The organism is Bacillus mesophilus, assembly GCF_011008845.1.
GTDB lineage: Bacteria > Bacillota > Bacilli > Bacillales > SA4 > Bacillus_BS > Bacillus_BS mesophilus.
On the sequence record NZ_JAAIWM010000014.1, the window covers coordinates 13843 to 40509 of the forward strand.

Below are 26667 nucleotides of genomic sequence, written 5' to 3' on the forward strand. Positions count from 1 at the left end.
TTTACGCTTTTGTATATACTTCTGGTTTTAGAATACCGATATACGGAAGATTACGATATCTTTCTGCAAAATCTAAACCATAACCAACCACAAATTCATCAGGTACAACAAACCCCACAAAGTCTGCTTTGATATCAACCTTTCTGCCAGTAGGCTTATCAAGCAGTGTAACAATCTTAATGGATTTAGCTTTACGATACTTAAATAATTCAACAAGATAGCTTAAAGTTAAACCACTATCAATGATATCTTCAATAATTAAGATATCTCTTCCTTCTACTGACGTGTTTAAATCTTTAATAATTTTAACCTCTCCGGATGAAACAGTAGAGTTTCCATAGCTAGAAACATCCATGAAATCCATTTCCAGATGAGTTTCAACTCTTTTAAGCAAATCCCCCATAAAGGGCATTGCTCCTTTTAAAACACCTACAGCTAGTGGAAAGCGATCTTTGTATTCATTTGTTAATACTTCACCTAACTCAGCCACTTTTTTTTGAATCTCTTCTTCAGCTACCAGTACCTTCTCAATCTCATCATGCATGCTTTTGGTCCTCCTAGAAGTTCATTACCTTGTATAGAATAAAACTGTATACGACGACTTATTCATATCATTTGTTTCAAACCTTGATTTTTTTAGCCCAGGTACCCACAAGATGGCTCCTTCTTGGTCCTCTATAATCGGCCAAGTATCTCGCTCTATAATCGGTACTTTTTCATCAATAAAAATATCCTTTATTTTTTTAGATCCATTGGTTCCCTTTAATTGTATTTTGTCACCTTGTTGACGATTTCTTACAAGTAAAGGAAAGGAAATTGTCGCAGAATCCAACACCAGCATAGAATTATTGATGCTAGATGGATATTGATGATAAGTTTCCGACCATATCTTTTGGTTTTCTGGAAGTAACACCTTGTCCTCATTTCCCAAAAAATAAGTGTATGTACTTACTGTTTCCTCTTTAAAAGTAAAAATACAGTTATTATAAGAACGCCTAATAATTAATCCTTTTGGGAAGTTTAAAAATCCTGAGGGGTGCTCACTCTTTGCTAATTTTAAGATTTCTTCGATATGTAAAAAGCTTAAAGAGCTAGGTAAATGAACATAAAGATAGTTTAATATTAGTTGAAGTCCCCTTCTTTGTAAAGGAATAGGCAAAACCAAAAGCTCTCCGATTGAGATTTCTACATGGTTATCTTTTTTCTTTTTTATAACTGTATTCATTCTGTCTCTTGTTAATGCCTCTAAAAAGAGTTCGTCCTCTAATTGTCGTTCACTAAATTGTTGAAATAACGTATGTACATTAGGGTTCTCTTGTTTTAAAAAAGGTAGCATGTTTTTTCGAAATCTATTTCTTGTATATAGATCTTTTGAGTTTGATGGATCAAACCGCGGTTGTAACTTATGTTTATCACAGTACTTTAGTATTTCTTCTTTTGTTACTACTAAAAATGGTCTTATGATATATGCTTTGCCAAATGGCCGCTTGGGCTGAATTCCTGTAACTGCCTTCCCAAGTGCTCCTCTGACCAACCTCATTAAAATGGTTTCAATTTGATCATCACCATGCTGGCCTAGTGCTAAATGGCTAGCCTTATACTGATTCATAACATCTTCATAGAAGTGATATCTGCATTCCCTTGCTGCTTGTTGACTTGATATGCCCTTTTGCTGCCGATATTCTTCAACGTCTACTTGTTTTGTTTCACATTGAATATTCATTTCCTCACAAAACTCTTGAACGAACCGCATTTCATCAGCAGATTGTTCCCCTCTGAACATATGATCGATGTGTGCCGCAATGACATTGTATCCTTTGCTTTCCCTATGTAATGCTAGATAATGAAGTAAAGCAAGGGAATCAGGACCACCAGATACCCCTACTACAATTGTAGCATTTGCTTCTAAAAGCTTATGTTTAGTAATAAAACGCTGAACCTTTTCTTTCATATTCCACTCGTTCCCAATTCTATTAAAAATAATCTACCTTAAACTATCGTACCACTCCTTATAATAACTGACCATAAATATAGAGTAGATATGCTAATAGCAGAAACATAATAATTAAAACTGTTTCAATATAACCTGTTTTACTTTTTGTTTTTGGCTTTTTGACAACATGTATAGGATCTGGCTTAACTGGTTTACTTTGTTTTAAAGGCTTGCTCGCTCTTCGTTGTTTTACCTTTGGAATCACTGGAGTGGTTGAGTTACTCGCCTTGCTCATTAAATGGACAAGGTCTTTTCTCATTTCGATAGCTCTTTGATATTTTCCACCAATCGCATTCATAAGAACATCTTGATATTTATGAAGAGAAGGGGTTGTCTGAATAATCCGTTTCAGTTGCTCTGAGTTATTTGGCTCCTTCTGGAAACGCTTTGGAATAGCCGCATTAATCATAATCATTGCTACTGCAAAAAGATCATATGATGGTTCTGCTACTCTTGATCCCATGCCCCAATATCCTCGATCAAAAAACTCAGTAAATTCTTTTATAGACCTTCCTTGTAGCGTAACACCACCCACATCTAACCATCGTATCTGGGGAGGTGGCCCCGCTACCAATAGATTGTCCGGCTTTAAATCGCCAAATACCCATCCTGCTTCATGCAGTTTATCTAAGTCCATTAAAAGTTGAGAGCATAGAATGCCTGTCCATTCTTCTCCTCGATTTTCTATAAATGTAATGAAATTCTCTCCCTTTACATATTCCATTACATAAAAAGGGACTGTTATGCCAAGCTCTGGGCGATACCAATCATCGACATCTAGCAAAGAAGGTCCTAGGTTATGCTCCTGGACCTTCGAAAAATGCTTAAGTACATTTACCTCTGAGGTAATTGACATGCTATTATCACTCAGTTTAATTGCAACCAAACCACTTGTACTACTTGCTAGATACACATAGCCATTTGCACCATAACCTAATGCTTTTAATATTCGATAGGACTCTCTATGCCATTTCCCTGTTATAACAGTTCCTGAAGATGCTCTACATGCCTGATTCTTCGAGGTATTGTTCATCACGGGAAATCAGGCTCCTTAATGATCGTTTCTTTCCAAAATGTGATAGTGCTTCACGTAAAGCTGGACCAGTAGGGGTAATTCCTCCAGATGTCAACTTAGGGAACACAGAAGTTAATGTTTCAAGCTTTGGAGTCCAATCTAGTATTTTTTCTACTTCTTTCTTTTTCCCAGGAAATACGAATACAGAGAATCTATTATCACCCATTCTTGCATTCAGGCTGAGTGATAGATCTAGTAATGCTTCTTTGACGGTAGGTAGCTTATTTTTCATACTAGCACTGGTATCTACTAGCACTAGCACCTCTAGCTCAACCGTTTCCCCTAACTCATCAACCACTTCCATAACTTCACCTCTTTTTTCGGGAGGTAGCTCTTCCATGGATGTTTTGGAGCCAAGTATTTGCTGTAGTTCTTTATTTACAACACCTTGTAGTGTTTGTGTCATTGCTTTTCGTGTTACCATTTGGACCGTTTGAGAAAGTTGTTGTGAATAGACAATCTGGCTAACTCCTCCGCCAGACATTGCAATTCCTTCTATTTCTTCCATTCCCTTTTCTTCAATTGTATCTTCTTCCATTACACCAATTACATTTACAGTGATTCCTTGTTCCTTAGCTAAGGCTGCCATTGCAATAGGATCTTCTCCCTGGTTTGAGCAACCATCAGTGATTAATAGAATCTGCTTTAGAGTACCTTTTTTCAAGTTTCATCCCCTCCTCAATAATGTATTACCATCATGGACGAGCGGAAGAGGTTTTATACGTTTCTATTAATAAATTATACGAAAAACTAGTAAATTATAATCAATCTAAGCGGATGCATTTCCTTTTTTGCGTTGAAGTGAGATGGCCGCCCATCTTGGAAGATTTCGTTTTACTTTTGCTACTACAATTGTCATGTCATCCTCAATTTGACCACCTCTTGAGCGAATTACCTCTTCCATGATAATGTCAGCTACCTCTTGTGGGTCATCTGTTTCTAGCTCATTAATCTTTCTCTTCATCCACATATCATAGTTTTCAACATGTTTAGGCCCTTCAAATATTCCGTCACTCATCATAATGAGCAAATCTCCAGCTTTTAACTGTTCACTTACTACATCTACATCAAACTCTTGTATAATTCCCATTGGTAAATTACTAGCTTCAATCTTAATTACCTTTTCTCCCCGTTTTACAAAACTTGGTGTTGAACCAATTTTAAGGAACTTTGAGTTTCCATCTTGTAAATCAATCATTGCTAAATCAAGTGTAGTGAAAATTTCATCTGTTGTTCTTAAAGCTAATACAGAGTTTACAGATTTAATGGCAACCTTTTCTTCAATCCCACTCTTGAGTATTTTTTGAAGAAGAAGCAGGGTTTCATTACTTTCAAGATGTGCTCTTTCTCCGTTACCCATTCCATCACTTATAGCAATAGCATACTTTCCAGCACCTAGTTCAATAGTCGAATAACTATCTCCCGAAACAAAGCCCCCCCCCATTGCAGCATTAGCAACTCCGGTTTCAATTACATATGTTTTCGCTGAACCAAAGCTTACATGACAGTTTCCATTGGGATATGCTGAACATTCTTCGCGTTTTACCACGATCGTCTCTTGCATGATATCTGATAGAATTGGTGCAATGATTTTTTCACATTCTCCTCTTCCGTTGCAATAAGGAATACTCATCTCTATATCCACATTCCCTTGCTCAAGGCTATAAATATCCGCATGGCCGATTTCAATTCCAAACTCTCTTAATGCATCTAGTATTTGTTCTTCCTGAATAGTATGATTTTCTCTTTCACGTTGAATTTCTTTTGCAAAATCCCCCATTACTTGAGACACACCTAATAGTTGATCCGCAACTAAACGTCGACTGTCTTTTACTTGTCTTTTTAATTTTTTATTAGCTTGATAGAAAGTTAATTCATGCTGAATGGCATCAATTACCTTTGTAGACTTTACACAATACTTGTCCCATTCTCTTTGAAAATTAACATTTCGGTTAATTGTAAATTCTTCAGATTCTTTCATAATCTTGTGCATATGCTCATATGTTGTAGTAAAGTTCTTTGACCAACAAAACTCTTTCTTAAAGCAGGCTTGACATGTCTTTTCAGTTACGTTGCTTAGAAAGTAGTCAATTTCCTTTTCATCATCCTTATCCTCCTGGTTAATTCCATATTGAGAGAAACTACTAGAAAGTGCCTGGAAAACACTTGAAAACTGCTCAACACGATTGGCAGTAACATCTCTTATTTTTCTCAAGTACTGTTGCTGTTCTGCTGAATGTTCAGCAGTTCCTGGAATAAATCGTGCTACCTTTGATATCAGTGACTGTGGAGTTACTAAAAATAAAGCAATTGCAAGTAACGATTCAAAAACTGTATTCAACAGAGTACTTTGATCTGTACCATATAAACCAATTAACAATGTCCCAATTAATAACCCAATTCCAACACCAAACTTTTTTCCCTCTTTTAGAAGTCCTCCGAGTAATCCTGAAAAGGCAAGTAAACTCATCTGATATAAACTCGCAACGTTTGCCAAACTAAGGATTAATCCAGTTACGACACCAACTGTTGAACCCACCGTAGCTCCAGCACAAAACGCGAAGATTAACACTAAATATCTTGAAAATATATGTTCGATTGACAAATCATACAATGTCCAGCCCATCGTCCCCGTTAGGATCGAGGCTAGTAAGATGATTAAAGAAATCATCTCTTCTGTCTTTAGAGCCTGCTTTCTTCTCTTCATACTAATAAGTGGCACACTCTGTAAGAAGATCATAGTTAAGATGAAGCTAAGACCTGCTTCAACAGCAACCATTGATAAGTGGTATAAAGAGAAACCTCCTGAGGTTACAGCTGTAAAGATAAGATTTCCAGCCAATACTGAGCTAAAAACGATATACGGAAGAGCTTTTACCAGGGATGCATTGAATCTAGTAATAATTAACCGAATGGCTAAGAAAAGTAAAATTGTAGCTAATACAAGTCCACTTTTTTCGAATCCAACGGTTGCCGCACCAGCTACTAGAGAAATCATCGCAAGAATGGACTTGTCCCTTTTCATGGTAAAAACTGCTGCAAAATATGGTAGTGCAAACGGCATGATTTGTTCTAAAATTAAGGCTCGTCCCAGAAGAAAACCAATAAACATGAGAAGTAAACCCTTTTGAAATAATATACTTTCAACCTTAGCTTGTAGCTTGGTTAGTTCATGAGACAAAGAATTTTGCACTCGATCTACTATTGTTACTTGTGCAACCGCTTCTGTAACATTCCTTCCAGTTTCGTGCATAATATCTCCCCCAGCGAATATAGTTGTTTGTAATTATATCGAATCTTTTTCTAGTATTTTGTCAAAAGAACAAGACAAGCTATATAAATCGTTCGACTATTTTCACTTAAAGAGAACACAATTTGGGGGATTTTTTATAATCTAGTAAACTTTTAAATAGAACGGGTGTTTTGAATACAACAAAAAAACTGTATCTTTTATAAAAAGATACAGTTTTTTTTGATAGCGGCGGAGGGAGTCGAACCCACGACCTCACGGGTATGAACCGTACGCTCTAGCCAGCTGAGCTACACCGCCAAGATTTAATTAAGGCACATTTGCTATATTACAACCGTTCTCGAAATAAGTCAATAAAGATTTGTCGAGAAACAACGAAAAGAACCAAAACAAGAAAAAATGTCGGAATATCTTTGGTATACCGAAAAGCGGAAGTGCCCTGGTTAGCCCCGACAGGTAAATGTTCTGAAGAGAAGAAAAGGCGCTCTTCCCTTTTATTCTCTTCAGGTTATTTAACCCAGAGGGGCTGGGCACTGCAGCTAGACAACAACAACACCGAAAAGCGGAATTGCCTCGTTCAGGACCGAAAAGCAAATGTTCCTCAACAAAGAAAAGGTGATTTATCCTTTTATTTGTTGAGGGTTATTTGACCTCGAGGGCCTTGGCACTGTAGCTAGATACCACGAAAAGCGGAAGTGCCCTGGTTAGCCTCGACAGGTAAATGAAAAAAACAAACACAAAAAAGGAGCCGCAGCAGGGGCTCCCTTCGTTATAAATAGGACCATTCTTTTTTATATGTTAGTAATAGACAGCAATAATTATCCGCGTTTTGCCCCTCGTCCACCACGTTTTGACTCAGTGTGACGCTTAAGGGAAGATAAACGATCTTCACTATCCTTTAGAAAGCGATTCATCTTCTGTTCAAACGTTTCTTGCTCGCGTTGGTCTCGATAACCTCCACCTTGTCGGTTTGAATTACGTGGGCGTTGTGAGCTTGGTGGTCGTGATGAGCTAGTTTGAGGTGGTCTTTCTTTGGCTTTTTTAATTGAAAGCCCAATCTTTCCATCCTTCTCCACATTAATGACCTTAACTTCTACTTCATCTCCGACTTTTAAATGTTCATTAATGTCTTTAACATAGTTATCAGCTACTTCACTAATATGGACTAACCCAGTTGATCCCCCTGGCAGCTCCACAAACGCTCCGAAATTAGTAATTCCCGTTACCTTTCCTTGTAACTTGCTGCCTACTTCGATTGACATAAAAAAATTGCTCCTCCTTAGAATAAATCATAAATCAAATTGTTTTTATTATACCGAATCAGAAATTATAGTGTCAACAAGACTAATCTTCATCAGGTATGGAGAAAATGATTTCGTGATCCTCTGAAAGAAAATAGTCACGTCTTGCAATCTTCGCTATATATTCATCATCGTTAAGCTTTACAATTTCCTCTTCAAGCTTCACCTGCTTTTTTTCCATCCCTAGAAGCTCAGCTTGTAAATGATCTCTTTCTTCTAGTTTATTTTCATAAGCAGCAATTTGTGAAAGAAATGTTGAAATCATAATATAGCCTAGAATTCCGACAATCACACCAAACGCAGTTAATCGTCTGATTAAACCTCGTCGTCGATATAAAACGAGCTTTTCCCGTTGTTCTACAATTTTATGATAATCTGACTGGATCTGCTTGATCTTGTCGTTCTTAAAAGAATCCATGCTCGTTTTAAACCTCCTATCTGCGAAATTTACTCAGCCATTTCTGCCATATATTCTTGAAATTCTTTATTTTCATTAAAAATCCTGCTATTTTGTTTAAAAAGATTTTAAATTTTTTCGGTGTTAACTTCCAAATTAGAAGTCCAACCCATTTAAAAGGTGTGTAAATTACCTTAACAATAAAGATTGAAACCATCATTATTAACTTCCATAAACCTAGTAAAAAAACTAGTAGCAACTGGATTATATAGCGAATTGGATTAATTATCAATACTGTAACTAGCCTAGCAAAAAATTTATATGTTTTTACAACCATACTGATCAGTCTTTCTAATAAACTTTTATAGAAAGACTGAAAAAGGCTTTGATAAGCTGCAAATCCACATAATAAAGCAAGAAAAACATAAAATCGTAGTTCCCCTTCATTCACAACTAATAGTGTATAAAATATAATTAGGCCTTGAACAACCCAGAAGGCAATATCATTTAAAAAAACAAACCAGCTGGCACGAGTAGATCGCTTAAGAAAGCGACCATACGTGTCTAATGCTGCTCCTACCCAACTTCCCATGCCAAACATGGCAAGCATAGTATAAAATTGAACAGTCAAACTCATCGGAATAACTTGCTAAAGAGTCCTTTAGCCTTCTCCGCGTGCTGCTCATCTAAATAGATTATGTCGAATATTCTTCCTTTTATGGACACAATCCCTTTATCAACATCAAGGTTTTTCATTTGTAGACCTTGACCACGAATGGCCAGGATTCCCATTACAGTCTCAAGTAGGAACTCTTCATTATCAAAACTTTCTACCTGTTTTACACCTGTAATATCTAGCAAGCGTCTTCCTCTCATCACAACATCATGTTCAGGAGCATTTGTTTTGTTTTGTGTACCCATATCATAGTACTGACTCATATATTCCATCCCCCACAATTATCGACTTTGTAGTCATTATATGAGGAGATTTATAATTTAGAACAAGCTCCCTAATTGAGAATATTGTCAGTTGTAATTTTTTCTTCTTTTACTACCGTATATAACTGAGTAGCATTTTCCTTTTTTGTTGTCTCTTGTATAGAATCAATTTGGACAGTTACTAACTTTTGTCCAAAGCGAACCGTCAACATGTCCCCTACTTTTACGTTAGAACTAGCTTTTGCCTCGATACCATTTATTGTAATTCTTCCTTGATCTGCAACCTCTTTTGCTAATGTACGCCTTTTGATAAGCCTTGAAACTTTAAGAAATTTATCTAACCTCATTACTTTCCCCTTCTTTCTTTATTCTTTTTGCTTTGCTTCTTCCCAGAGTATATCTAACTCTTCTAGCGAAAGGGTATCAAGCTTTATTCCCTTTTCATCTGCTTGTCTCTCCATATACTGAAATCTATTTTTAAATTTATTGTTTGTTTGCATGATTGCAATCTCAGGGTCTATTTGATAAAACCTGGCAACATTCACTATAGCAAATAAGATATCCCCTAACTCCTTGGATGCTTTTTCCTTAGAAGAGTTTAGATCTAATTCTGCTTTAAATTCTTCAATCTCTTCATAAAGCTTTTCCCAAATCGGAGATGCTTCCTTCCAATCAAACCCTACCTTTGCTGCCTTCTTCTGAATAGCATTCGCTAGTAAGAGGCCTGGAAGGCTTTGAGGAATACCACTTAGGATTGATTCCTGATTGGTGTTCTTCGTTTCTTTCTTTTTAATTTCATCCCACAACTTTACTACCTCTGATGAATGTTCTGCCTTTTGTTCTCCAAAGACATGTGGGTGACGTCTAATCATCTTTTCTGTAACGGAACGGATAACATCTTGAATTGTAAACCAGCCTTCATCTTCACCAATCTGAGCATGAAGCATTACCTGTAGCAGTACATCTCCTAGCTCTTCGATTAAATGATCATCGTCTTCTTCATCAATTGCCTCTAGCACTTCATAAGCTTCCTCAATAATAAATGGCTTTAAAGATTGATGTGTTTGTTCTTGATCCCATGGACAACCACCAGGTCCTCTTAAGGCAGCAATTACATCTTTTAGTGATTGAAATTCCTGATACAATAAAGACTCCTCTTGAACAGGTGGAACATACACTGTCGTTAGATTGCTAATATTCATTCCATGATCCAATTCATATAAGGGAACCTTTTTGACTTCCTGTTTAGATGTTCCAGCTGCAGTCACAACAACTACCTCATATTCGTCTGGAAGTCGATTCATTAAACCTAACTTAACCTCTGAAGCAACAAATTGATCATATACCTGACATATAATCATATGTTGTTTAAGTTCAAGTTCTTCTGCTTTGAACGATGTACCATCCACTAGCTGAAACCCTTGAATAGGATCTATTTCTAAAGCTGTAAATAAAGGATCTAAAAAGCTACTTCCACCCTCAATGACAACCTGATAGCCTTGCGCTCGTTTCGCTAGTAAGAGTTCGACTGTCTTTTCAGCAACTAGAGGGTGGCCTGGTACAGCATAAAATACATCTTCCGTATGCGACTTCTTGCACAATATCTCGACAATTTCTTCATAAACAAGATGAAATTGGTCATGCTTTTCGTAAATATCATCAAAGCCTACTATTCGTTTTCCTTCCTGTTCTAACTCTGTTACAACAGGATGGTCCTTTGTTCTAACATACAAATTAGGACATTCTTGTATTCTCTTATACATTTGTACTGTCAGTTGACCTAATTCACCAGCACCTAGTCCTAGTACGTATATAGTCGGTATAGACATGCTTTCTTCCTCCTTACCTCCGATTAATCTGTTTTAGCTTTTTATTCTTTTTTTTAAGATCGACCAATCTGAAATCTCATCCTTATTGAAAGTTCGCAAAGCAAGTATGAGTACTATAAAGGCAACGCCTCCCATTAAAGCAGCACTTATAGCAAAATAGGTACTCGTGATTCGACTCACTTCCATAGCAAACATCGTGAAAAATAACCACTCATACAATTTAACAAATATAAACATCAAAGCCCCGGCGATTACTATTTTGCCTAATAGTATAGGCTGTAGCATTTTTCCTCTCTTGAACACTCTATATAAAAGAATTAAACTACAAATTGCAATAACAAACACTGAGAGTACTGTGGCGATTGCTGCACCCATCGAACCATATAAGGGAACAAGCAGAGCATTCAAGATCCATTTTACCCCTACCCCCATTAAGATGAACCAAGCAGACTGCTTTATAAGCCCAAGTCCTTGTAGAATAGCTAATGCCGTTAGGGAAACAGATGTAAACAGAATTGAAATGACTAAAATAGACAAAGTTTGCGAGCCATTTATGTTTGTAAAAAGCATATGATTCGTATATTTCATAATTGCAATAAGACCGATTGTGGCTCCTGTGCCTACCACTAAACTTATTTTCAAAGCAATTCGAGCGTGTTTGAGAAGATGTGTGTGTTCACCATTCTGCTTTGCTTTAGCAATTGCAGGTACTAGAGATAATGATAGTGATGTTGCTAGTACTACACCGAGCTGAAGTAAAGGCTGACCTCTGTCAAAGACACCCTTGGACACCTTTGCCTCTTCTGAACTTAAACCATAATATAGTAATTGATTATAAAGTGTAAAAGAATCCACCATTTGCAGTAATACTAATGTTAGACCTGTTAAGCAGATCGCTAAGCTGTTTAGTATCAAATTTTTATATGGGAATCTCTTAATGTTATGTAAGGTGAAAATTGGTTTATACTGCTTTATACTTAGCCTCTCAATATTCCGCATTTGAAATATAAGTAGAATGGCTATTGCAGCAAAGCCTCCTGTAAGTGATCCAAAGACAGCACCCGCTCCAACCTCATATAAAGTAAATTCATGTAAAACAAGAAGATAAGCTACTATAATAATGGTTACAACTCTAATAAATTGCTCCGCTATCTGAGATAGTGCTGTTGGCAGCATATTCTCGTTACCTTGGAAGAATCCCCTAAGCACTGAAATAACAGGTATTAACAGAAAACTAAATGAAACCATTTCTATTGGTTTCTGAAGCATGCGGTCTCCCATCATATTAGCCACTTCGGAAGAAAATTGATATAGACCTATAAAGATTACCAGGCCTATAACCATGAGGAAACAAAAACTAATGGCAAGGATTGATTGTCTATCTAGAGATTGGCCACCTTTTTCCTCTAACATCATTTTAGAAATGACAACCGGAAATCCATATAAAGACAGAGCAAGGGCAATCCCGTAGAATGGATACACCTGCTGATATATGTAAAACCCAACATCACCAACAATATTTTGAAATGGAACCCGATAGACAGCACTTAAGATTTTGGATAAAAGACCCGCTACGGCAAGTAGTAAAGCTCCGTGCCAAAACGTTTGTTTTGAAGATTTAAGGACATTCATAGCAAGTTTCCTTTCATCTATAGTTGCGGATGTATTATAACATAAACCAGTATAATGTCCATTTATTAGTAGATAAGTGATCACTATAATAAGGAATGGGACAGCAGAAGAGTCTGCTGTCCCATTATTGTCTAATTATTGTTCCATTTGTCTAGCTAAGAATCCTGCTGCAGTTTCAACTGCTTTTTGTTCTACTTCACCAAGAGTTCCTTCTTTAGAAAGAATCACTACTGCTCCAATCGGATCACCATTTGCAACAATTGGTCCAATTGTGTAGGAAGAAATGGCTTCTTCATTACCTTCTAGAATGGCTACTTGCTTTTCTGAGGTTTCTAGAATGGAACCTCGGTCTTCCATAACCTTTTCAATATGCTCACTAATATTTTTGTTTAAGTATTCTTTTTTAGATCCACCTGAAACCGCAATAAATGTATCTCTGTCACAAATTAAAATCGTATGTCCTAAGCTATCATACAATGCATCTGCATATTCCCTTGCAAAGTCACCTAATTCGCTAATTGGTGAGTATTTCTTTAAAATCACTTCACCATCGCGGTCTACAAAAATTTCAAGTGGGTCTCCTTCACGAATTCGGAGTGTTCTTCTGATTTCTTTAGGAATTACCACACGCCCTAAATCATCAATTCGACGAACTATACCAGTTGCTTTCATCTTAAGATGCCTCACTTTCATTTGATGATTGATAAATCTTGGGTGATTACTTTTGTACAGTTATAATTACCAGTTTTGTATAAATCACCTTTTGTTGAGATTAGTATCCTACAGATGAAAAGTTATATACACCTACTAAGAAAAAATCACTAACTGGAATAAGTTACTAATGTCGAATTTACTTTTTTACGAGTGCAGATTTATGATCTAAAAGCTTTGGGATTTCAGTTAGTAATTGCTTGGCGGTTAGCAACCATTCTTCACTTTTTAACTTCTTTGTAGGCATCGTCATTTTGATCCTATTGTTTTCGAATCCTAAGTTTATATATGAGGCAATCTGTGTTGCCGTCATAAATAGCTCTTCGCCTTTTATTTTTTGTGTATCTTCTTCCGTCATGAGCATAACAATTTCCTGCTTAATATGTTTAATACTTTCAACTTTAGCTTGAGAAGCTAGGACTTTTAATTCGGTAATCTTTAATAAATAATCAACTTCTAGTGGATAGTCTCCAAAGCGGTCCATCATTTCTTCTTGAAGTTCTAAAATATCATCCATTGAAGAGACACCTTTAAAGCGTTTATATATTTCAATTTTTTGTTTTCCATCTTTTATATATTCCTCTGGTAAATAAGCATCGAGGTCCACATCAATTTCAACCGAAACTTCTTTCGTCTCTTCCTTTATACCCTTTCGAGCCTCAACTGCATCCTTTAACATCTGAGAATATAAGTCAAATCCAACAGAGTCAATAAAGCCATGCTGTTGTGCACCCAATAGATTTCCGGCTCCACGGATTGATAAATCTCTCATTGCGATTTTGAAACCTGAACCAAGCTCTGTAAATTCCTTGATAGACTGTAATCGCTTTTCAGCAACTTCAGTTAAGACCTTATCTCGCTTGTACGTAAAGTATGCATAAGCAATACGATTAGAACGTCCTACTCTACCACGAAGCTGATAAAGCTGAGATAATCCCATTTTATCTGCATCTGAGACAATCAATGTATTAACATTCGGAATATCAACACCTGTTTCAATAATTGTTGTGCTGACTAAGACATCTGCTTCCCCTTCTAAAAAGGTGAGCATAACAGATTCAAGTTCATTTTCATTCATCTTGCCATGAGCATAAATGATCTTTGCATCTGGTACTAGCATGGATAACTCATCCGCTTTTCGTTCAATATCTTCCACCCTGTTGTATAGGAAGTATACTTGACCACCTCTTGCAAGCTCCCGCTCAATTGCTTCTCTCACGAGTGCCCCGTTATATTCCATCACATAGGTCTGGACCGGAAAACGATTTTCAGGTGGTGTTTCGATGACAGATAAATCCCTTACTCCTAGCATGGACATATGAAGAGTTCTTGGAATTGGTGTAGCCGTTAATGTTAATACATCAATATTTGCTTTAAATTGCTTAATCTTTTCCTTATGAGTAACTCCAAATCGTTGCTCTTCATCAATAATGAGTAAACCAATATCTTTATATTGAACATCCTTTGATAAGAGGCGATGAGTACCTACTACTATATCAACAGTACCCTGCTTTATTCCTTTAATCGTTTCAGTTTGTTGCTTTCTAGATCTAAAGCGACTTAATAACCCAATTTCAATTGGGTAGTCCTGAAAACGTTCCTTAATGGTTTCATAATGCTGCTGTGCAAGAATAGTCGTTGGAACAAGAAAGGCAACTTGCTTACCATCCATAATAGCTTTAAAAGCTGCTCGAATAGCTACTTCTGTTTTGCCGTAGCCAACATCACCACATAAAAGGCGATCCATTGGTCGTTCACGTTCCATGTCCTGCTTAATTTCTTCAATTGATCGTAATTGATCATCTGTTTCTTGATATGGGAAGGAGGTTTCAAACTCCTGCTGTTCTGCACCGTCCTTAGTAAATGCATAACCTCTACTTGCTTCTCTTTCTGCATAAAGTTTAATTAAATCCTCAGCAATATCCTGTACAGATGACTCAACCTTGCTCTTTACCTTTTTCCATTCCGTACCGCCAAGTTTATATACCTTTGGTTCTTTTCCTTCAGATCCAACATATTTTTGAACTTGATCAATTTGGTCAATAGGGACATATAGTTTGTCATTGCCCTGATACTTGATATGGATATAATCTTTATGGTTACCATTGATTTCAAGTGTTTCAATTCCTAAATATTTACCAATACCATGGTTGATATGAACAACATAATCTCCGACCTTTAATTCGGAGTAGTTTTTAATTCTCTCAGCATTAGATAACTTCTGCTTACGCTGTGATCGTTTAGGAGTTTGCTTTTTAAATAATTCTTCCTCTGTAATTACCACTATTTTTTGCATCGGAAATTCAAAGCCATCATTTAATCTTCCTTGGATAATTTGGATACGGCCTTTAACAAAGGTATCGTTCTTCCCAATAGTTACACCATCGATATCATAATCAGCTAAGACTCGATCTAGTTTCTTAACCCGTTCTTCTGTGGCCCCAAGAAAGATAACAGCATACTGTGCCTTTTTCCATCGTTCTAACTCATTCTTCAATACATTAATCTGTCCATGAAACGACTGCATCGCTTTGCATGACATATTTACAATGTTTTGTGGGTTTGTATGAGGAACATGACGTAAAAAGAGTGACATATATAGAATGTTTTTCTTAGTCTGATGAAGGAGAGAGAAAAAAGAATGGGAAAATTCAAGGTCGTGAATGATCTCTCCTTCTGCCAATAAAGAGGTAGACCACTCTAATTCCTCTTTCTCCAATGTCTCAGACATTTCTTGTACACGACTTATTTCGTCTACTATAATAACTCCCTCTTCTGGTAAGTAGTCTAGTAAACTAGCAGGAGCCTCATAGAATAATGATAGATACTTAAACATTTGTCTGAGAACTTGCCCGTCACGGATCATCTCAATTTCCCTAGAGATGTTCTCAGCAAATTGCTTCTTTAGCTTCTCATCCTTTAGCTTTTTTAATGATCTAGCTAGTCCTTCCTCAAGCCTGTCTGCTCCCTTTTGAAGCTCATGTTCTTCAAAAAGCATTTCAGTCGCTGGACCAAAAGAAAAGGAATCTAGCTTATCCTTTGAACGTTGATCTTCTACCTCGAAAGTACGAATTGAATCTACTTCTGTATCGAAAAGCTCAATTCTAACCGGTAACTCCTCGGTTAAAGGATAAATATCAATTATTCCACCACGAATGCTAAACTCACCCGGAGTCGATACCATGGAGCTTCTTTCATAACCTAATGCAATAAGCTCATGTAGGAAATTATCTATGGATAAATCATCCCCAACTTGTATTAATTTTTGGGATTGTTTCCATTTTTCTTTCGTTGGAAGAAGCCTTCTTAATCCAGCTACAGGAACAACTATAATCCCTTTCTGCTGCTGACTCCAATGATTTAACACTTCTATTCTTTGACTCTTTAACTCAGGACTAGCGATTCCAATTTCGGATGCAATCAACTCATTCACAGGGTACAGAAAAACCTCTTGTTCAGGATTAAGCTCTATTAAATCATCATAAAGTTTTTGCGCCTGGAAAAGGTTATGTGTAACTATGATTTGTGGCTTTTTTATAGTTGAATAGATTGTCGACATAAGTACAGTTCTTGCTGATCCTGACAAACCTGCAACTAGCTGTTCTTTTAACTTTCCATCAATACCATTAATAATAGTAGATACATCTTCACTATTTTTAAAAATCTCTTGTAAACCTAGCAAGACAAGCTCCTCCTCTCCTACTCCTATTAGATATCTCTTATTTAGCTCCTACTATTCAGGAGTTTCATATTCTCATCAATTCATATGTAAAACATGTATGGTATTTAGGGAAAATCACCATTCATATTGAATTCATATATAAGAAACAGAAAAATGCTTTGGTTTTATCCAAAGCCTAATGTATAAAAGTTTGATTTTCATGAAATTGTGGATTTCGGTCTAAAGCTTCCTGGCAATCTTCACAAATCGTTTTCACTTCTATATCACCATTATTCTGATATGATATCATATCCATTCTTTCTTGATCATCTAATTGATGAAATCCTAATTCTTGGCTGTTTACTGATACACTATCAATGGTTCCAACAGCTACTCCACAGTGTCTACACTTATAATGGATGGACATATAATTCCTCCCCATACTTCATTTATAATTAGTATGAACGGGGAGCTGTCTTCTTATTCATTATTGTATGTAAACAACTTATGAAAATGCAGATTTCAGCCAATTTGATAAAGATGCTCATCATGACGATGAGTTATATTGATTCATAACATCTAGAAAAGGCTGTTTCAACCATGTTTCACAAGCATCTGCAGTCAATTTTATCGCATTTACAACATCATTGACCTCTTCTGGATGAAATCTACTTAGAACATAATCAGATATCTTCATGCCATTCTGTGGTCGATCTATCCCTATTCTAATTCTCTTAAATTCTTGAGTACCTATGTGTTGAATAACAGATTTCATTCCGTTTTGTCCACCTGCACTGCCTTTTGTACGCAGGCGTATCTTTCCAGTCGGTAAATCAAGATCATCATAAATAACCACAAGATCATTAACATCAATATTATAATAATCCATAATGGGACGAACTGATTCGCCAGATAGATTCATATACGTTAAAGGTTTTAATAGTATGACCTTCTCCCCATTAATCACACCTGTTCCAAAGATCCCATTAAACTTTTGCTTATCTAGCTCAATACTGTGTCGATGAGCCAATTCATCTACTGCAATAAATCCAACATTATGCCTTGTTTGAGCATATTGCTTTCCCGGATTACCTAGACCAACTATTAATTTCATGATTACCCTCCAACTACTTCTTTGCATCCTCTTATAATATACGAAATCAATTGAGAGAACCCTTTATTTTTCATGATTATTTTATTTTGCCCGTAAAAATTAGAGACCTTTTGTTACAGAACACTAAGATCACGTGTGTGTAAAACAACAATTACCCTAAACCACAGTAAATTTTATTAAAGACGATAAAGAATAAGTATTCTAATAGCTTGTTATTAAATGACATTCAGAGCTATTTTTTCAGGATAGTTAACGATGAGTAAAAAGAGACTTCAACAAAAAAATGCATGGTCTAAACGTTAGACCACGCGATCATTATATGCTTAAGTACTCTTGCCTATTTCTCTTCCTCGTCTCCTGCTGTACCTTCGTTTTCTACTTCACCATCTTGAGTTTCACCAGCTTCTACCGTATCCTCTACTTTCGGTGGTAGAATTGAGGCAATAACTTCACTATCCTCGTGGTTAATCGTATAATTTCCGTTCTTTAGTATATCACTGATTTGTATGGTCTCGTTAACATCTAAGCTAGTAATATCAACATCAATAGATGTAGGAATATTACCTGGTAGTGCAGTTACCGAAACTTGATGTAGCGATTGTTGAATGACCCCACCAGACTTCACACCTTGTGCTTCTCCTACTAAGTGAACATTAACATCTACATCCACCTCTGCCGACATATCAACCACATAAAAATCAGCGTGGATAATTTCATTTTTTAAAGGGTCTGTTTGAAGCTCATGAAGCATAACCTGAACATTTTCTTCTGATCCACTCAAAGTAATAATACCATTACGTCCCACTTCTCTGATGGTTTTAATAAATTCAATGCTATCTACAGCGATAGGCTGACTTTCTCTTTGCTTGCCATATATTACAGCCGGAAAACTGCCTTTATTTCGAATGACACGCTTTTGAGATTGTTTAAGATTTGTACGTTTTTCAACATTTAATAATGCTGTAGCCATATAAAAATTCCTCCATTTTGGTAATTTTGTATAAAAGGTTGTCCTATTATACCTTTTCCCAATGGAGGAAATTCTAAACACTTCGTTTAATCAAATAGTGTACTTACAGACTGTTCTTCATGGACACGAATAATGGCTTCACCAATTAATGGTGCTACTGATAGCTCAGTTACTTTGTCAATTTTCTTCTCTTCTGCTAGTACAATTGAATTTGTTACGACTAACTCTTTAATTTTCGAACTTTGAATACGCTCGATAGCAGGTCCTGATAAAACAGGGTGTGTACAACAAGCATACACTTCTTTAGCACCATTTTCGACTAGAGCATTAGCTGCTAGCGTGATCGTTCCAGCGGTATCAATAATATCATCAATTAAAATAGCCGTCTTTCCTTCGATGTTCCCAACTATATTCATTACTTCAGAAACGTTAGGCTTCGGACGTCTTTTATCAATAATTGCGATTGGAGCTTTTAAGCGATCCGCCATTTTTCTAGCACGCGTTACTCCTCCATGATCAGGAGATACGATGACGATATCATTTAATTGTTTGCCTTCAAAATATTCAGCAAGAATAGGCACACCCATTAGATGATCAATCGGGATATCGAAAAACCCTTGTATTTGAGGAGCATGTAGATCAAGTGTAATCACACGACTAGCCCCTGCTGTTTCCAGCAGGTTTGCGACTAGTTTAGCTGTAATTGGTTCTCTAGCTCTTGCCTTACGATCCTGTCTTGCATAGCCATAATAAGGCATAACGATATTAATGGTTTTAGCAGAAGCTCTTTTTAATGCATCGATTAAAATTAGTAGCTCCATGATATGCTCATTTACAGGGGCACTTGTTGATTGAACAACATAAACGTCACAACCACGAATACTCTCCTCAATGTTGATTTGAATTTCCCCATCACTAAAGCGAGCAACCGAACATTGCCCTAACTCAAGGCCAATAAAGCTAGCAATGTCAGCAGCAAGCTTGGAATTTGAATTAAGTGTAAATAATTTTAACTTTCTATCAGTATATCGAGACATGAGATTAAGACCCTCCACTTAGGTTATTCTTTGCTTTTTAGTCGCTTTGCATAGTTTTCTTTATTTGTTTGTCTAGCTCTCGCAATTGAAAGAGCCTCTTCAGGTACATTGTTATTAATGGTTGATCCTGCCGCTACATAAGCATTTTTTCCAATTGTTACAGGGGCAATTAGGTTAGAGTTACAACCTACAAAAGCTCCATCCTCGATAATTGTTTCAAACTTTCTTTTGCCATCATAGTTTACTGTTATAGATCCACAGCCTAAATTAACGTCAGCTCCTACTTTAGCATCTCCTATATAACTTAAGTGTGATGCCTTACTTCCTTTGCCAAATGAAGCTTTTTTCACTTCTACAAAATTTCCAATTTTAACCTCATCAGAAATTTGTGAATCTGGTCTTATATGAGCAAATGGTCCAATTGCCACTTCGGAGCCAATAGAGCTATTATGTGCGACTGATTGTCTAATTGTTGTTTGATTTCCTATTCGACAATCCTTTATTTCTGAATTAGGCCCAATTATACAATCAGTACCAATTTCCGTTTTTCCGAGCAAGGTAGTTCCTGGGAGTATTGTTGTATCCGAACCAATGATCGTTTCTGCCGAAATATAAGTATTGGACGGATCTATAATCGTTACTCCATTTACCATGTGCTGACGATTAATACGCTCTCTCATGGTCTTTTCAGCCTGTGCTAGCGCAACTCGGTCATTAACGCCTAACGTTTCCGCAAAACGTTCTGTTTGAAAGGCAGATACCGTTTCTCCCTCATTCTTTAAGATTTCAATTACATCCGGTAGATAGTACTCGCCTTGGACATTATCATTTGAAACTTTATCTAATGCCTGAAAAAGTGCCTCATTATCAAAGCAGTAAGTACCTGTATTTATTTCTTTTACAGTTCTTTCTTCCTCTGATGCATCCTTATGCTCGACAATCCTTTTAACATCACCATTAGACTGTCGGATAATTCGTCCATATCCTGTTGGATCCTCTGCATGAGCAGTTAGTATAGTCGCCTTAGCATTTGTTTCCTCATGATGTTTAAGAAGAGCTTCCATGGTTTCTGTAGTAATAAGAGGTGTATCTCCACAGATGACTAACGTTGTACCCTTTTCTTGTTTTAGTTGTGGGCTTGCTTGCATAACAGCATGTGCTGTACCAAGTTGTTCCTCTTGCAGGGCATATTCGCTTCGATCCCCAAGAGTTGATTTAACAAGTTCTGCCCCAAATCCTATTATGGTCACAATCTTATGTAACTCTAATGCCGATACTTGATCAATAACATGCTCGACCATAGATTTTCCACAAACAGGGTGTAATACTTTATATAATTTTGACTTCATACGAGTTCCTTGACCAGCAGCTAACACAACAGCATAACGATTTGTCATAGTAACCCCCCAGATTTTATTATTAGACTCTTAATACCATTAATTGATTCTCAATAAGGGCAACCCGTTTTCAGAATAGAGTTAACCAAATCCCTTTCTTTTGCGAATCAATTTTTTCAATCAAAAAAAGCCTCAAATTTCATGTCATTTTTGTATTTATACCTTATTATCCATTACGAATATATCTTAAAACCCACCTTATTTCAAGGAAACATAATAGGTTAATTCATGATCGTTCATAAATGACGAAAATTAGACAATATTTAGGAATAATTTAGGGATACTTACGTTTATTATATCAAAGTAAATGAATATATGAGATTTCTGATTTATTAATCTTTACCATTTTCGCAATATTATTGTGCTTTTTTACTTCCAGTTGTTTGATGATAACAACCTTGATTGCATAAAAGCATAAAAAAAAGAGCCTAGTTTTTTAACTATGGCTCCATTCACTCATTTTTATGATGCTCCAGCTTCTTCAAGCTCGACTTCTAACTCACCAACACGATGATACTCAGCTAATACTGCATCTTGAATTTTTCCGCGAGTAGATGAGTTAATTGGGTGAGCGATATCACGAAACTCCCCATCAGGAGTGCGTTTGCTAGGCATTGCTACAAATAATCCGTTGTTTCCATCGATTACACGAATATCATGCACGACAAATTCATGATCTAATGTAATAGATGCAATAGCTCGCATACGTCCTTCGGTATTAACGCGGCGTAATCTTACGTCTGTTACTTCCATTTATGTCACCACCTTTTCCCTTGATAAAACTTAATGTACTAATTCAACGGAATTTTCTGTTTTCCTTCTTTTTTTTAAAACTTTTTAAAATATCTTTAAATTTTTTTAATTTTCTCTACACTTTTCTTTAGTTCTATATACCTAGCCGGCTTTTCCACTAATTAGTAAAAAGCCTTCTCAATAATGAGAAGGCTTTTCGCTATTATAATTTGATTAACTCAATAGACTTGTTTATTTAACTAATGCAATAACTTCAATTTCTACTTTTACATCTTTCGGCAGCCTAGCAACCTGCACACAAGAACGAGCTGGTTTGTTTTCTGTAAAGTATTCACTATAAACTTCATTAAAAGCAACAAAATCATTCATGTCACTTAAGAATACAGTTGTTTTGACAACAGATTGAAATGAAGCACCTGCTTCTGCCAATACTGCAGCTAAATTTTTGAAAACTTGATGCGTTTCTTCTTGAATAGTCCCCGTTATCAATTCTCCTTCAGCTGTTAAAGGAATTTGACCTGAACTATAAAACATATTATTTACAATCATTCCTTGTGAATACGGTCCAATTGCCTGAGGAGCTTTTAGGGTTTGCACTACCTTCATTCGTTTTCGCCTCCAAAATCTATAACTTTCATTTCCTTATAATGATTGATAAAGTTACCTGGAATCACTTCAATTGCTTTTTCCTTTAAGTTAACCTCAGATAGCTGAACAAGTGAGTAATAATCCTCTACAAGGCGTTCTTCAATATCCTCATCCTCAGACTCTACGAGTACACCGATACCGGCAACCGTCGCATCGAATTCTTCTAGAAGACTAACCATTCCGTTAATGGTTCCACCAGCCTTCATAAAATCATCTATGATAAGAACATTAGAACCTACTGCTAAACTTCTTCGGGCTAAAAGCATTGTTTGAATACGTTTCGATGATCCTGAAACATAATTAATACTAACGGTCGATCCTTCTGTTACTTTACTGTCCCTTCTTACAATCACTACAGGAACGTCTAAATAGTTGGCCACCGCATAAGCAAGAGGGATTCCCTTTGTTGCTACAGTCATGACAACATCTATTTTCTTAGTGGCGAAAAGAGAAGCAAACATTAAACCAATCTTTTTAACTAATGCTGGATTTCCTAGGATATCTGTTAAATATAGATATCCACCTGGAAGCAGTCTTTCGGGCTTTGTGAATAATTGACAAAGCTCATCTATGAAAGCAACTGCTTCTTCCTTAGCTAAAGTTGGTATATATTTAACCCCACCAGCGGCACCAGCTACAGTCAATAAGGTACCGACTCCAGATTCTTCAAACGTTTGCTTGATGATTCCCAAATCCTCACTAATTGATGACTTAGCCGACTGGTATCGTTCAGCAAAATATGTAAGTGGAACTAATTCATGAGGATGCTGAATCATATAATAGGTCATATCCACAAGTCTTCCACTTCGTTTTATCTTCATCTTTATCCACCACCTATAAATCCGAATGTTTTAAGTAAATATACCACTTTTATACGGATTTAATCAAGGTGATTTCTTTCACCCACTAATCTGACTGCAAACACCTGGTCACAAAATCCTCTTAAGCCATTGTATACTCTCTGCATTCTGGAATCGTGCTGTATTAGACCAAACACTGTTGGACCACTACCACTCATTAGAACTGCATCCGCACCGAACCGTTTCATCTGCTCTTTAATCTGGGCAACTTCTGGGTAATTCTTAAGGGTCACCTCTTCTAAAACATTACCCATTTCTTTGCAGATACCTTGGTAATCTTGATTTCTTATAGCGTCTACCATTTGATCTACATCTGGGTGCTTAATTGAAGATAAATTTAGCTGACCGTATACATCAGCAGTTGAAACTCCTATGGATGGCTTAGCTAAAACAACCCAACAATGTGGAGGTGGATCAATCGGTTGGATGATTTCCCCTCTTCCAGTCGCTAAGGCTGTGCCTCCATATACACAGAAGGAAACATCTGAGCCAATCTCTGCTCCAATCTGAGCTAATTCATCCAAGCTTAAGCCTAGATTCCACAGCGTGTTTAAACCTCTAAGAGTGGCCGCTGCATCACTACTACCTCCTGCTAAACCGGCTGCAACAGGAATGGATTTTGTAATGGAGATTGACACACCTTTAGAGATTTTATATTTATTTTTTATTAATACAGCCGCTTGATAAGCTAAATTTCGATTATCATCTGGGACAAATCTATTATGAGAGCTTATCTTAATTTGGTCTGTATCCAATAATTCAAGCTCGACACGATCTGCAAGATCAATAGTAGTCATTACCATCTTTACTTCATGATACCCATCAGTACGTTTATGAAGTACATCCAGTGCAAGATTTATCTTGGCCGGCGCTTTAACAAGGATTCTCATACATTCACCTACTTTACGAACTTCCATATATTACGATATTGTACCATAAAGTATCTAGTAAAAACTAAAACTCGACAACTTTTAACAAAAGTATGGAGTAATTAGTCACTTTATAAACCCCTAAAGCAAAACAAAATAACAAAAGGTGAAATTATCTCGTTGATATCGAATATAAATGTGCATTGTAGTTATAAAAATATATCTTTGAAGGATCCGTTCACTGTGATTACCTACCACATATTCAGGGCTAATTTGAACTATAAAAAAACGCCGAAGTATTTCGCTCGGCGTTGTCGTAATATTTTCCGTCTTTCTAGTGAGTAAAACTTTCTTTTAAGGTTAATTTTTAAGGTTAATTCTGTTTCAGCTTACCTTGCGCAATTTGAACTGCCCTTTTCACCATATTTCCAGCATCCTTTGAGGTAATTCCACCCCAGCCATCCTGCTGTACCTTATTGTAAAAGCCTAATTCTTTTGCAAGTTCTTCTTTGAAATGCTCTGACATTACTCCTCTACGTCTACCCAAAGAAAACAGCTCCTTTCCAATACTACGACATTAATAGTATTGGAAAGAAGCCGTTAAAATTATATTACCTAATATTATCCATGTTGTAATTACTGACCTGTTAATGCAATACCGCTCGTTTTATCTTCGAAAAATGTTAGTTCAACGGTTTCTGTTAAAACATCAGCATAGCTGTAAGAAACTCGTTCAAAAGAATTTTCATCCTGGTCTAGCTCAATGACAAAAACAGATGGATAGGTTTCTGCAAGTATACCTGAACGTTCAATTGTCTTCCTACGACCACCGTTTGCTCTTAAAGTAAGGCGTCTACCAAGATTCCCATCAAGAGCTTGTTTAATTTCCATAAGTGTTTTACCCATTTCACTCCACCTCGCTATGAATTAATACTAACACAACACCGTCCGAAAGTCAAATAAATTATAAATTATAACAATGTTTTTAAAGTGTTGTCAATTAATAATTTACAACAATTTTCTGTACGAACATATGTATTTTGTCTAAATTTGTAATAATTATGTATAAGAATTCTATTTTGTTACCATTTATAATAGCCAGCACCTCATGTGTCAAAAATCACTCGGTTTATATGCACTAACTTTCCCCAAGACTGAAAAACTAATAAAAAATCATTAAAAGCCTCTAATGTTAGTCATCAGAGGCAATGAATTAATCATTATATCTGTTGAAAGGCATTCCTGTTCGTAGTACTCCTTTTGTTTCAATTCCACCAAGACCCTTTTGACCTGTTAGTGTGTTTCTCACCACATCCCACACATTAATATGATCCATAAACGGCGTAAAGCTAATTTTTGCTACGATATATACAGGATCTAGTGCATGAATATTAACTCGTGAAGGTGAACTTGCAAAGTTAGCTCCCGCTCTAATTAGGGATTCAAAGTGAGATTGACAGGCACCAGCAAAGATTACCAATTGATCTAGATTAGGAACCTTCTTTCTAGCTTCCATAACCGTACGAACAAAATGTCTTGAATGTCGATATGCCTTTAAGTCAGACACTTTTCCCTTTGACTTAGAATAAGCATCATGGCCAGTTATAACTAAAATATCTGGTCGAATCTTTTCAATTAGGCCACCAATTCTTTCAGGCATCTCCTTTTCATTACAATGTACGCCGTAAACTGGTACACCTATTTTCTCATAAAGAGATAAGCATTTTTTCAAATAGGTAGGGTCTCCGTCAAGATGGAGAACCTTGCCAGGCATTTGGAAAAACTCATACTCTCCCTGATACCCATTTGTGGCTAGATATTCACTTTTCTCTCTTGTTAAATGATAATCTTGTTTAAATAGTGAAAAAGAACTTTCTTGTTTAGCCAATTCTTCTGTCATATAGCGCTTTTGTTCTATATCATCTATAAGCTTTAGATCTGAGTAAGGAGCATCCGCTATTAACCTCATATCCTCACCATAAAGTAATACTTTTTTTACTCCATCTACATCCCTGATCTCAATAATCCTAAATAGTAAATCACAATTATATGACAAGCGAGCAACTCTCGCTCCAACCCGCAACTCCATATTCTCTCCCTCCCATAAATAATGGGGATTCGCTCACAATAGAATAACCCTCTCAATAGCCTATGTAGCAATAAATGAAAAGTGCATATCTAAGTGTTAAAGCTTTTATGAACAAGCGGAGCGGTACTACATACAATGCAAA

26 protein-coding genes and 1 tRNA gene are annotated in these 26667 nt (G+C 36.5%); all 27 read right to left on the reverse strand.

All coding sequences use genetic code 11. From position 1 onward, the window contains the following. Window position 1: 1 nt before the first annotated feature. The 27 genes from hpt to yabG all read right to left on the reverse strand — a co-directional run bounded on the left by hpt (window position 2) and on the right by yabG (window position 26525). Window positions 2-544 (reverse strand): hypoxanthine phosphoribosyltransferase, encoded by a 543-nt coding sequence (gene hpt / locus G4D63_RS21990; protein ID WP_204559234.1) that lies wholly within the window; start codon window positions 542-544, stop codon window positions 2-4. Between the two features lie 24 nt (window positions 545-568). Beyond that, window positions 569-1951, reverse strand: coding sequence for a tRNA lysidine(34) synthetase TilS (gene tilS, locus G4D63_RS20775; RefSeq protein WP_204559231.1), 1383 nt, complete (start codon window positions 1949-1951; stop codon window positions 569-571). 58 nt (window positions 1952-2009) lie between these two features. After that, window positions 2010-3029, reverse strand: coding sequence for a protein kinase domain-containing protein (locus G4D63_RS20780; protein ID WP_163181977.1), 1020 nt, complete (start codon window positions 3027-3029; stop codon window positions 2010-2012). After that, window positions 2995-3732 carry a VWA domain-containing protein gene (locus tag G4D63_RS20785; protein ID WP_163181978.1) on the reverse strand — a complete coding sequence of 246 codons (738 nt, stop codon included), beginning with the start codon at window positions 3730-3732 and terminating at the stop codon, window positions 2995-2997. Before G4D63_RS20785 ends, G4D63_RS20780 begins: the two co-directional genes overlap by 35 nt. Window positions 3733-3837: 105 nt before the next feature. Beyond that, complete coding sequence (spoIIE, locus tag G4D63_RS20790) at window positions 3838-6321, reverse strand: stage II sporulation protein E (RefSeq protein WP_163181979.1); 2484 nt, start codon at window positions 6319-6321, stop codon at window positions 3838-3840. 223 nt (window positions 6322-6544) lie between these two features. Further along, window positions 6545-6618, reverse strand: a tRNA-Met gene (locus G4D63_RS20795). Between the two features lie 518 nt (window positions 6619-7136). Next, the gene (locus G4D63_RS20800) at window positions 7137-7580 is read right to left on the reverse strand and encodes a S1 domain-containing RNA-binding protein (protein ID WP_163181980.1); all 444 of its coding nucleotides are present in this window, start codon (window positions 7578-7580) and stop codon (window positions 7137-7139) included. Between the two features lie 82 nt (window positions 7581-7662). Continuing rightward, window positions 7663-8037: an FtsB family cell division protein gene (locus G4D63_RS20805; protein ID WP_163181981.1), complete on the reverse strand. Its 375-nt coding sequence runs from the start codon at window positions 8035-8037 to the stop codon at window positions 7663-7665. A 16-nt stretch (window positions 8038-8053) separates the two neighbouring features. Continuing rightward, a complete protein-coding gene (yabQ, locus tag G4D63_RS20810) occupies window positions 8054-8653 on the reverse strand; it encodes a spore cortex biosynthesis protein YabQ (RefSeq protein WP_163181982.1) in 600 nt (199 codons plus the stop codon). After that, window positions 8650-8955, reverse strand: a complete 306-nt coding sequence (gene yabP, locus G4D63_RS20815) for a sporulation protein YabP (protein WP_163181983.1) — start codon at window positions 8953-8955, stop codon at window positions 8650-8652. Before yabP ends, yabQ begins: the two co-directional genes overlap by 4 nt. A 71-nt stretch (window positions 8956-9026) precedes the next feature. Then, window positions 9027-9302, reverse strand: coding sequence for an RNA-binding S4 domain-containing protein (locus tag G4D63_RS20820; protein WP_163181984.1), 276 nt, complete (start codon window positions 9300-9302; stop codon window positions 9027-9029). An 18-nt stretch (window positions 9303-9320) separates the two neighbouring features. Next, a complete protein-coding gene (gene yabN / locus G4D63_RS20825; protein WP_163181985.1) occupies window positions 9321-10784 on the reverse strand; it encodes a bifunctional methyltransferase/pyrophosphohydrolase YabN in 1464 nt (487 codons plus the stop codon). A 33-nt stretch (window positions 10785-10817) separates the two neighbouring features. After that, window positions 10818-12416, reverse strand: a complete 1599-nt coding sequence (locus G4D63_RS20830; protein WP_163181986.1) for a putative polysaccharide biosynthesis protein — start codon at window positions 12414-12416, stop codon at window positions 10818-10820. Between the two features lie 135 nt (window positions 12417-12551). Continuing rightward, window positions 12552-13088, reverse strand: a complete 537-nt coding sequence (spoVT, locus tag G4D63_RS20835) for a stage V sporulation protein T (RefSeq protein WP_163181987.1) — start codon at window positions 13086-13088, stop codon at window positions 12552-12554. Between the two features lie 178 nt (window positions 13089-13266). Beyond that, window positions 13267-16809 (reverse strand): transcription-repair coupling factor, encoded by a 3543-nt coding sequence (gene mfd, locus G4D63_RS20840; RefSeq protein WP_163181988.1) that lies wholly within the window; start codon window positions 16807-16809, stop codon window positions 13267-13269. A gap of 175 nt (window positions 16810-16984) precedes the next feature. Beyond that, window positions 16985-17215: an anti-sigma-F factor Fin gene (locus G4D63_RS20845; RefSeq protein ID WP_163181989.1), complete on the reverse strand. Its 231-nt coding sequence runs from the start codon at window positions 17213-17215 to the stop codon at window positions 16985-16987. A 120-nt stretch (window positions 17216-17335) separates the two neighbouring features. Next, entirely contained in the window at window positions 17336-17902 is a 567-nt protein-coding gene (gene pth / locus G4D63_RS20850; RefSeq protein WP_163181990.1) for an aminoacyl-tRNA hydrolase, read from the reverse strand. Window positions 17903-18239: 337 nt separating this feature from the next. After that, window positions 18240-18872 carry a 50S ribosomal protein L25/general stress protein Ctc gene (locus tag G4D63_RS20855; protein WP_163181991.1) on the reverse strand — a complete coding sequence of 211 codons (633 nt, stop codon included), beginning with the start codon at window positions 18870-18872 and terminating at the stop codon, window positions 18240-18242. Window positions 18873-18958: 86 nt separating this feature from the next. Further along, window positions 18959-19909, reverse strand: coding sequence for a ribose-phosphate diphosphokinase (locus tag G4D63_RS20860; protein WP_163181992.1), 951 nt, complete (start codon window positions 19907-19909; stop codon window positions 18959-18961). Between the two features lie 23 nt (window positions 19910-19932). Then, window positions 19933-21306 carry a bifunctional UDP-N-acetylglucosamine diphosphorylase/glucosamine-1-phosphate N-acetyltransferase GlmU gene (glmU, locus tag G4D63_RS20865; protein ID WP_163181993.1) on the reverse strand — a complete coding sequence of 458 codons (1374 nt, stop codon included), beginning with the start codon at window positions 21304-21306 and terminating at the stop codon, window positions 19933-19935. Window positions 21307-21768: 462 nt separating this feature from the next. Beyond that, window positions 21769-22059, reverse strand: coding sequence for a septation regulator SpoVG (gene spoVG, locus G4D63_RS20870; protein ID WP_163181994.1), 291 nt, complete (start codon window positions 22057-22059; stop codon window positions 21769-21771). Window positions 22060-22290: 231 nt separating this feature from the next. Beyond that, window positions 22291-22665, reverse strand: coding sequence for a RidA family protein (locus G4D63_RS20875; protein ID WP_163181995.1), 375 nt, complete (start codon window positions 22663-22665; stop codon window positions 22291-22293). Then, window positions 22662-23528, reverse strand: a complete 867-nt coding sequence (gene purR / locus G4D63_RS20880; protein ID WP_163181996.1) for a pur operon repressor — start codon at window positions 23526-23528, stop codon at window positions 22662-22664. Before purR ends, G4D63_RS20875 begins: the two co-directional genes overlap by 4 nt. Window positions 23529-23587: 59 nt before the next feature. Further along, window positions 23588-24457: a 4-(cytidine 5'-diphospho)-2-C-methyl-D-erythritol kinase gene (ispE, locus tag G4D63_RS20885; RefSeq protein ID WP_163181997.1), complete on the reverse strand. Its 870-nt coding sequence runs from the start codon at window positions 24455-24457 to the stop codon at window positions 23588-23590. Between the two features lie 352 nt (window positions 24458-24809). Then, window positions 24810-24983 (reverse strand): small, acid-soluble spore protein, alpha/beta type, encoded by a 174-nt coding sequence (locus tag G4D63_RS20890; protein ID WP_163181998.1) that lies wholly within the window; start codon window positions 24981-24983, stop codon window positions 24810-24812. A gap of 89 nt (window positions 24984-25072) precedes the next feature. Continuing rightward, window positions 25073-25342 carry a biofilm formation stimulator Veg gene (veg, locus tag G4D63_RS20895; RefSeq protein WP_163181999.1) on the reverse strand — a complete coding sequence of 90 codons (270 nt, stop codon included), beginning with the start codon at window positions 25340-25342 and terminating at the stop codon, window positions 25073-25075. A 307-nt stretch (window positions 25343-25649) separates the two neighbouring features. Next, the gene (yabG, locus tag G4D63_RS20900) at window positions 25650-26525 is read right to left on the reverse strand and encodes a sporulation peptidase YabG (RefSeq protein ID WP_163182000.1); all 876 of its coding nucleotides are present in this window, start codon (window positions 26523-26525) and stop codon (window positions 25650-25652) included. Window positions 26526-26667: the final 142 nt, after the last annotated feature.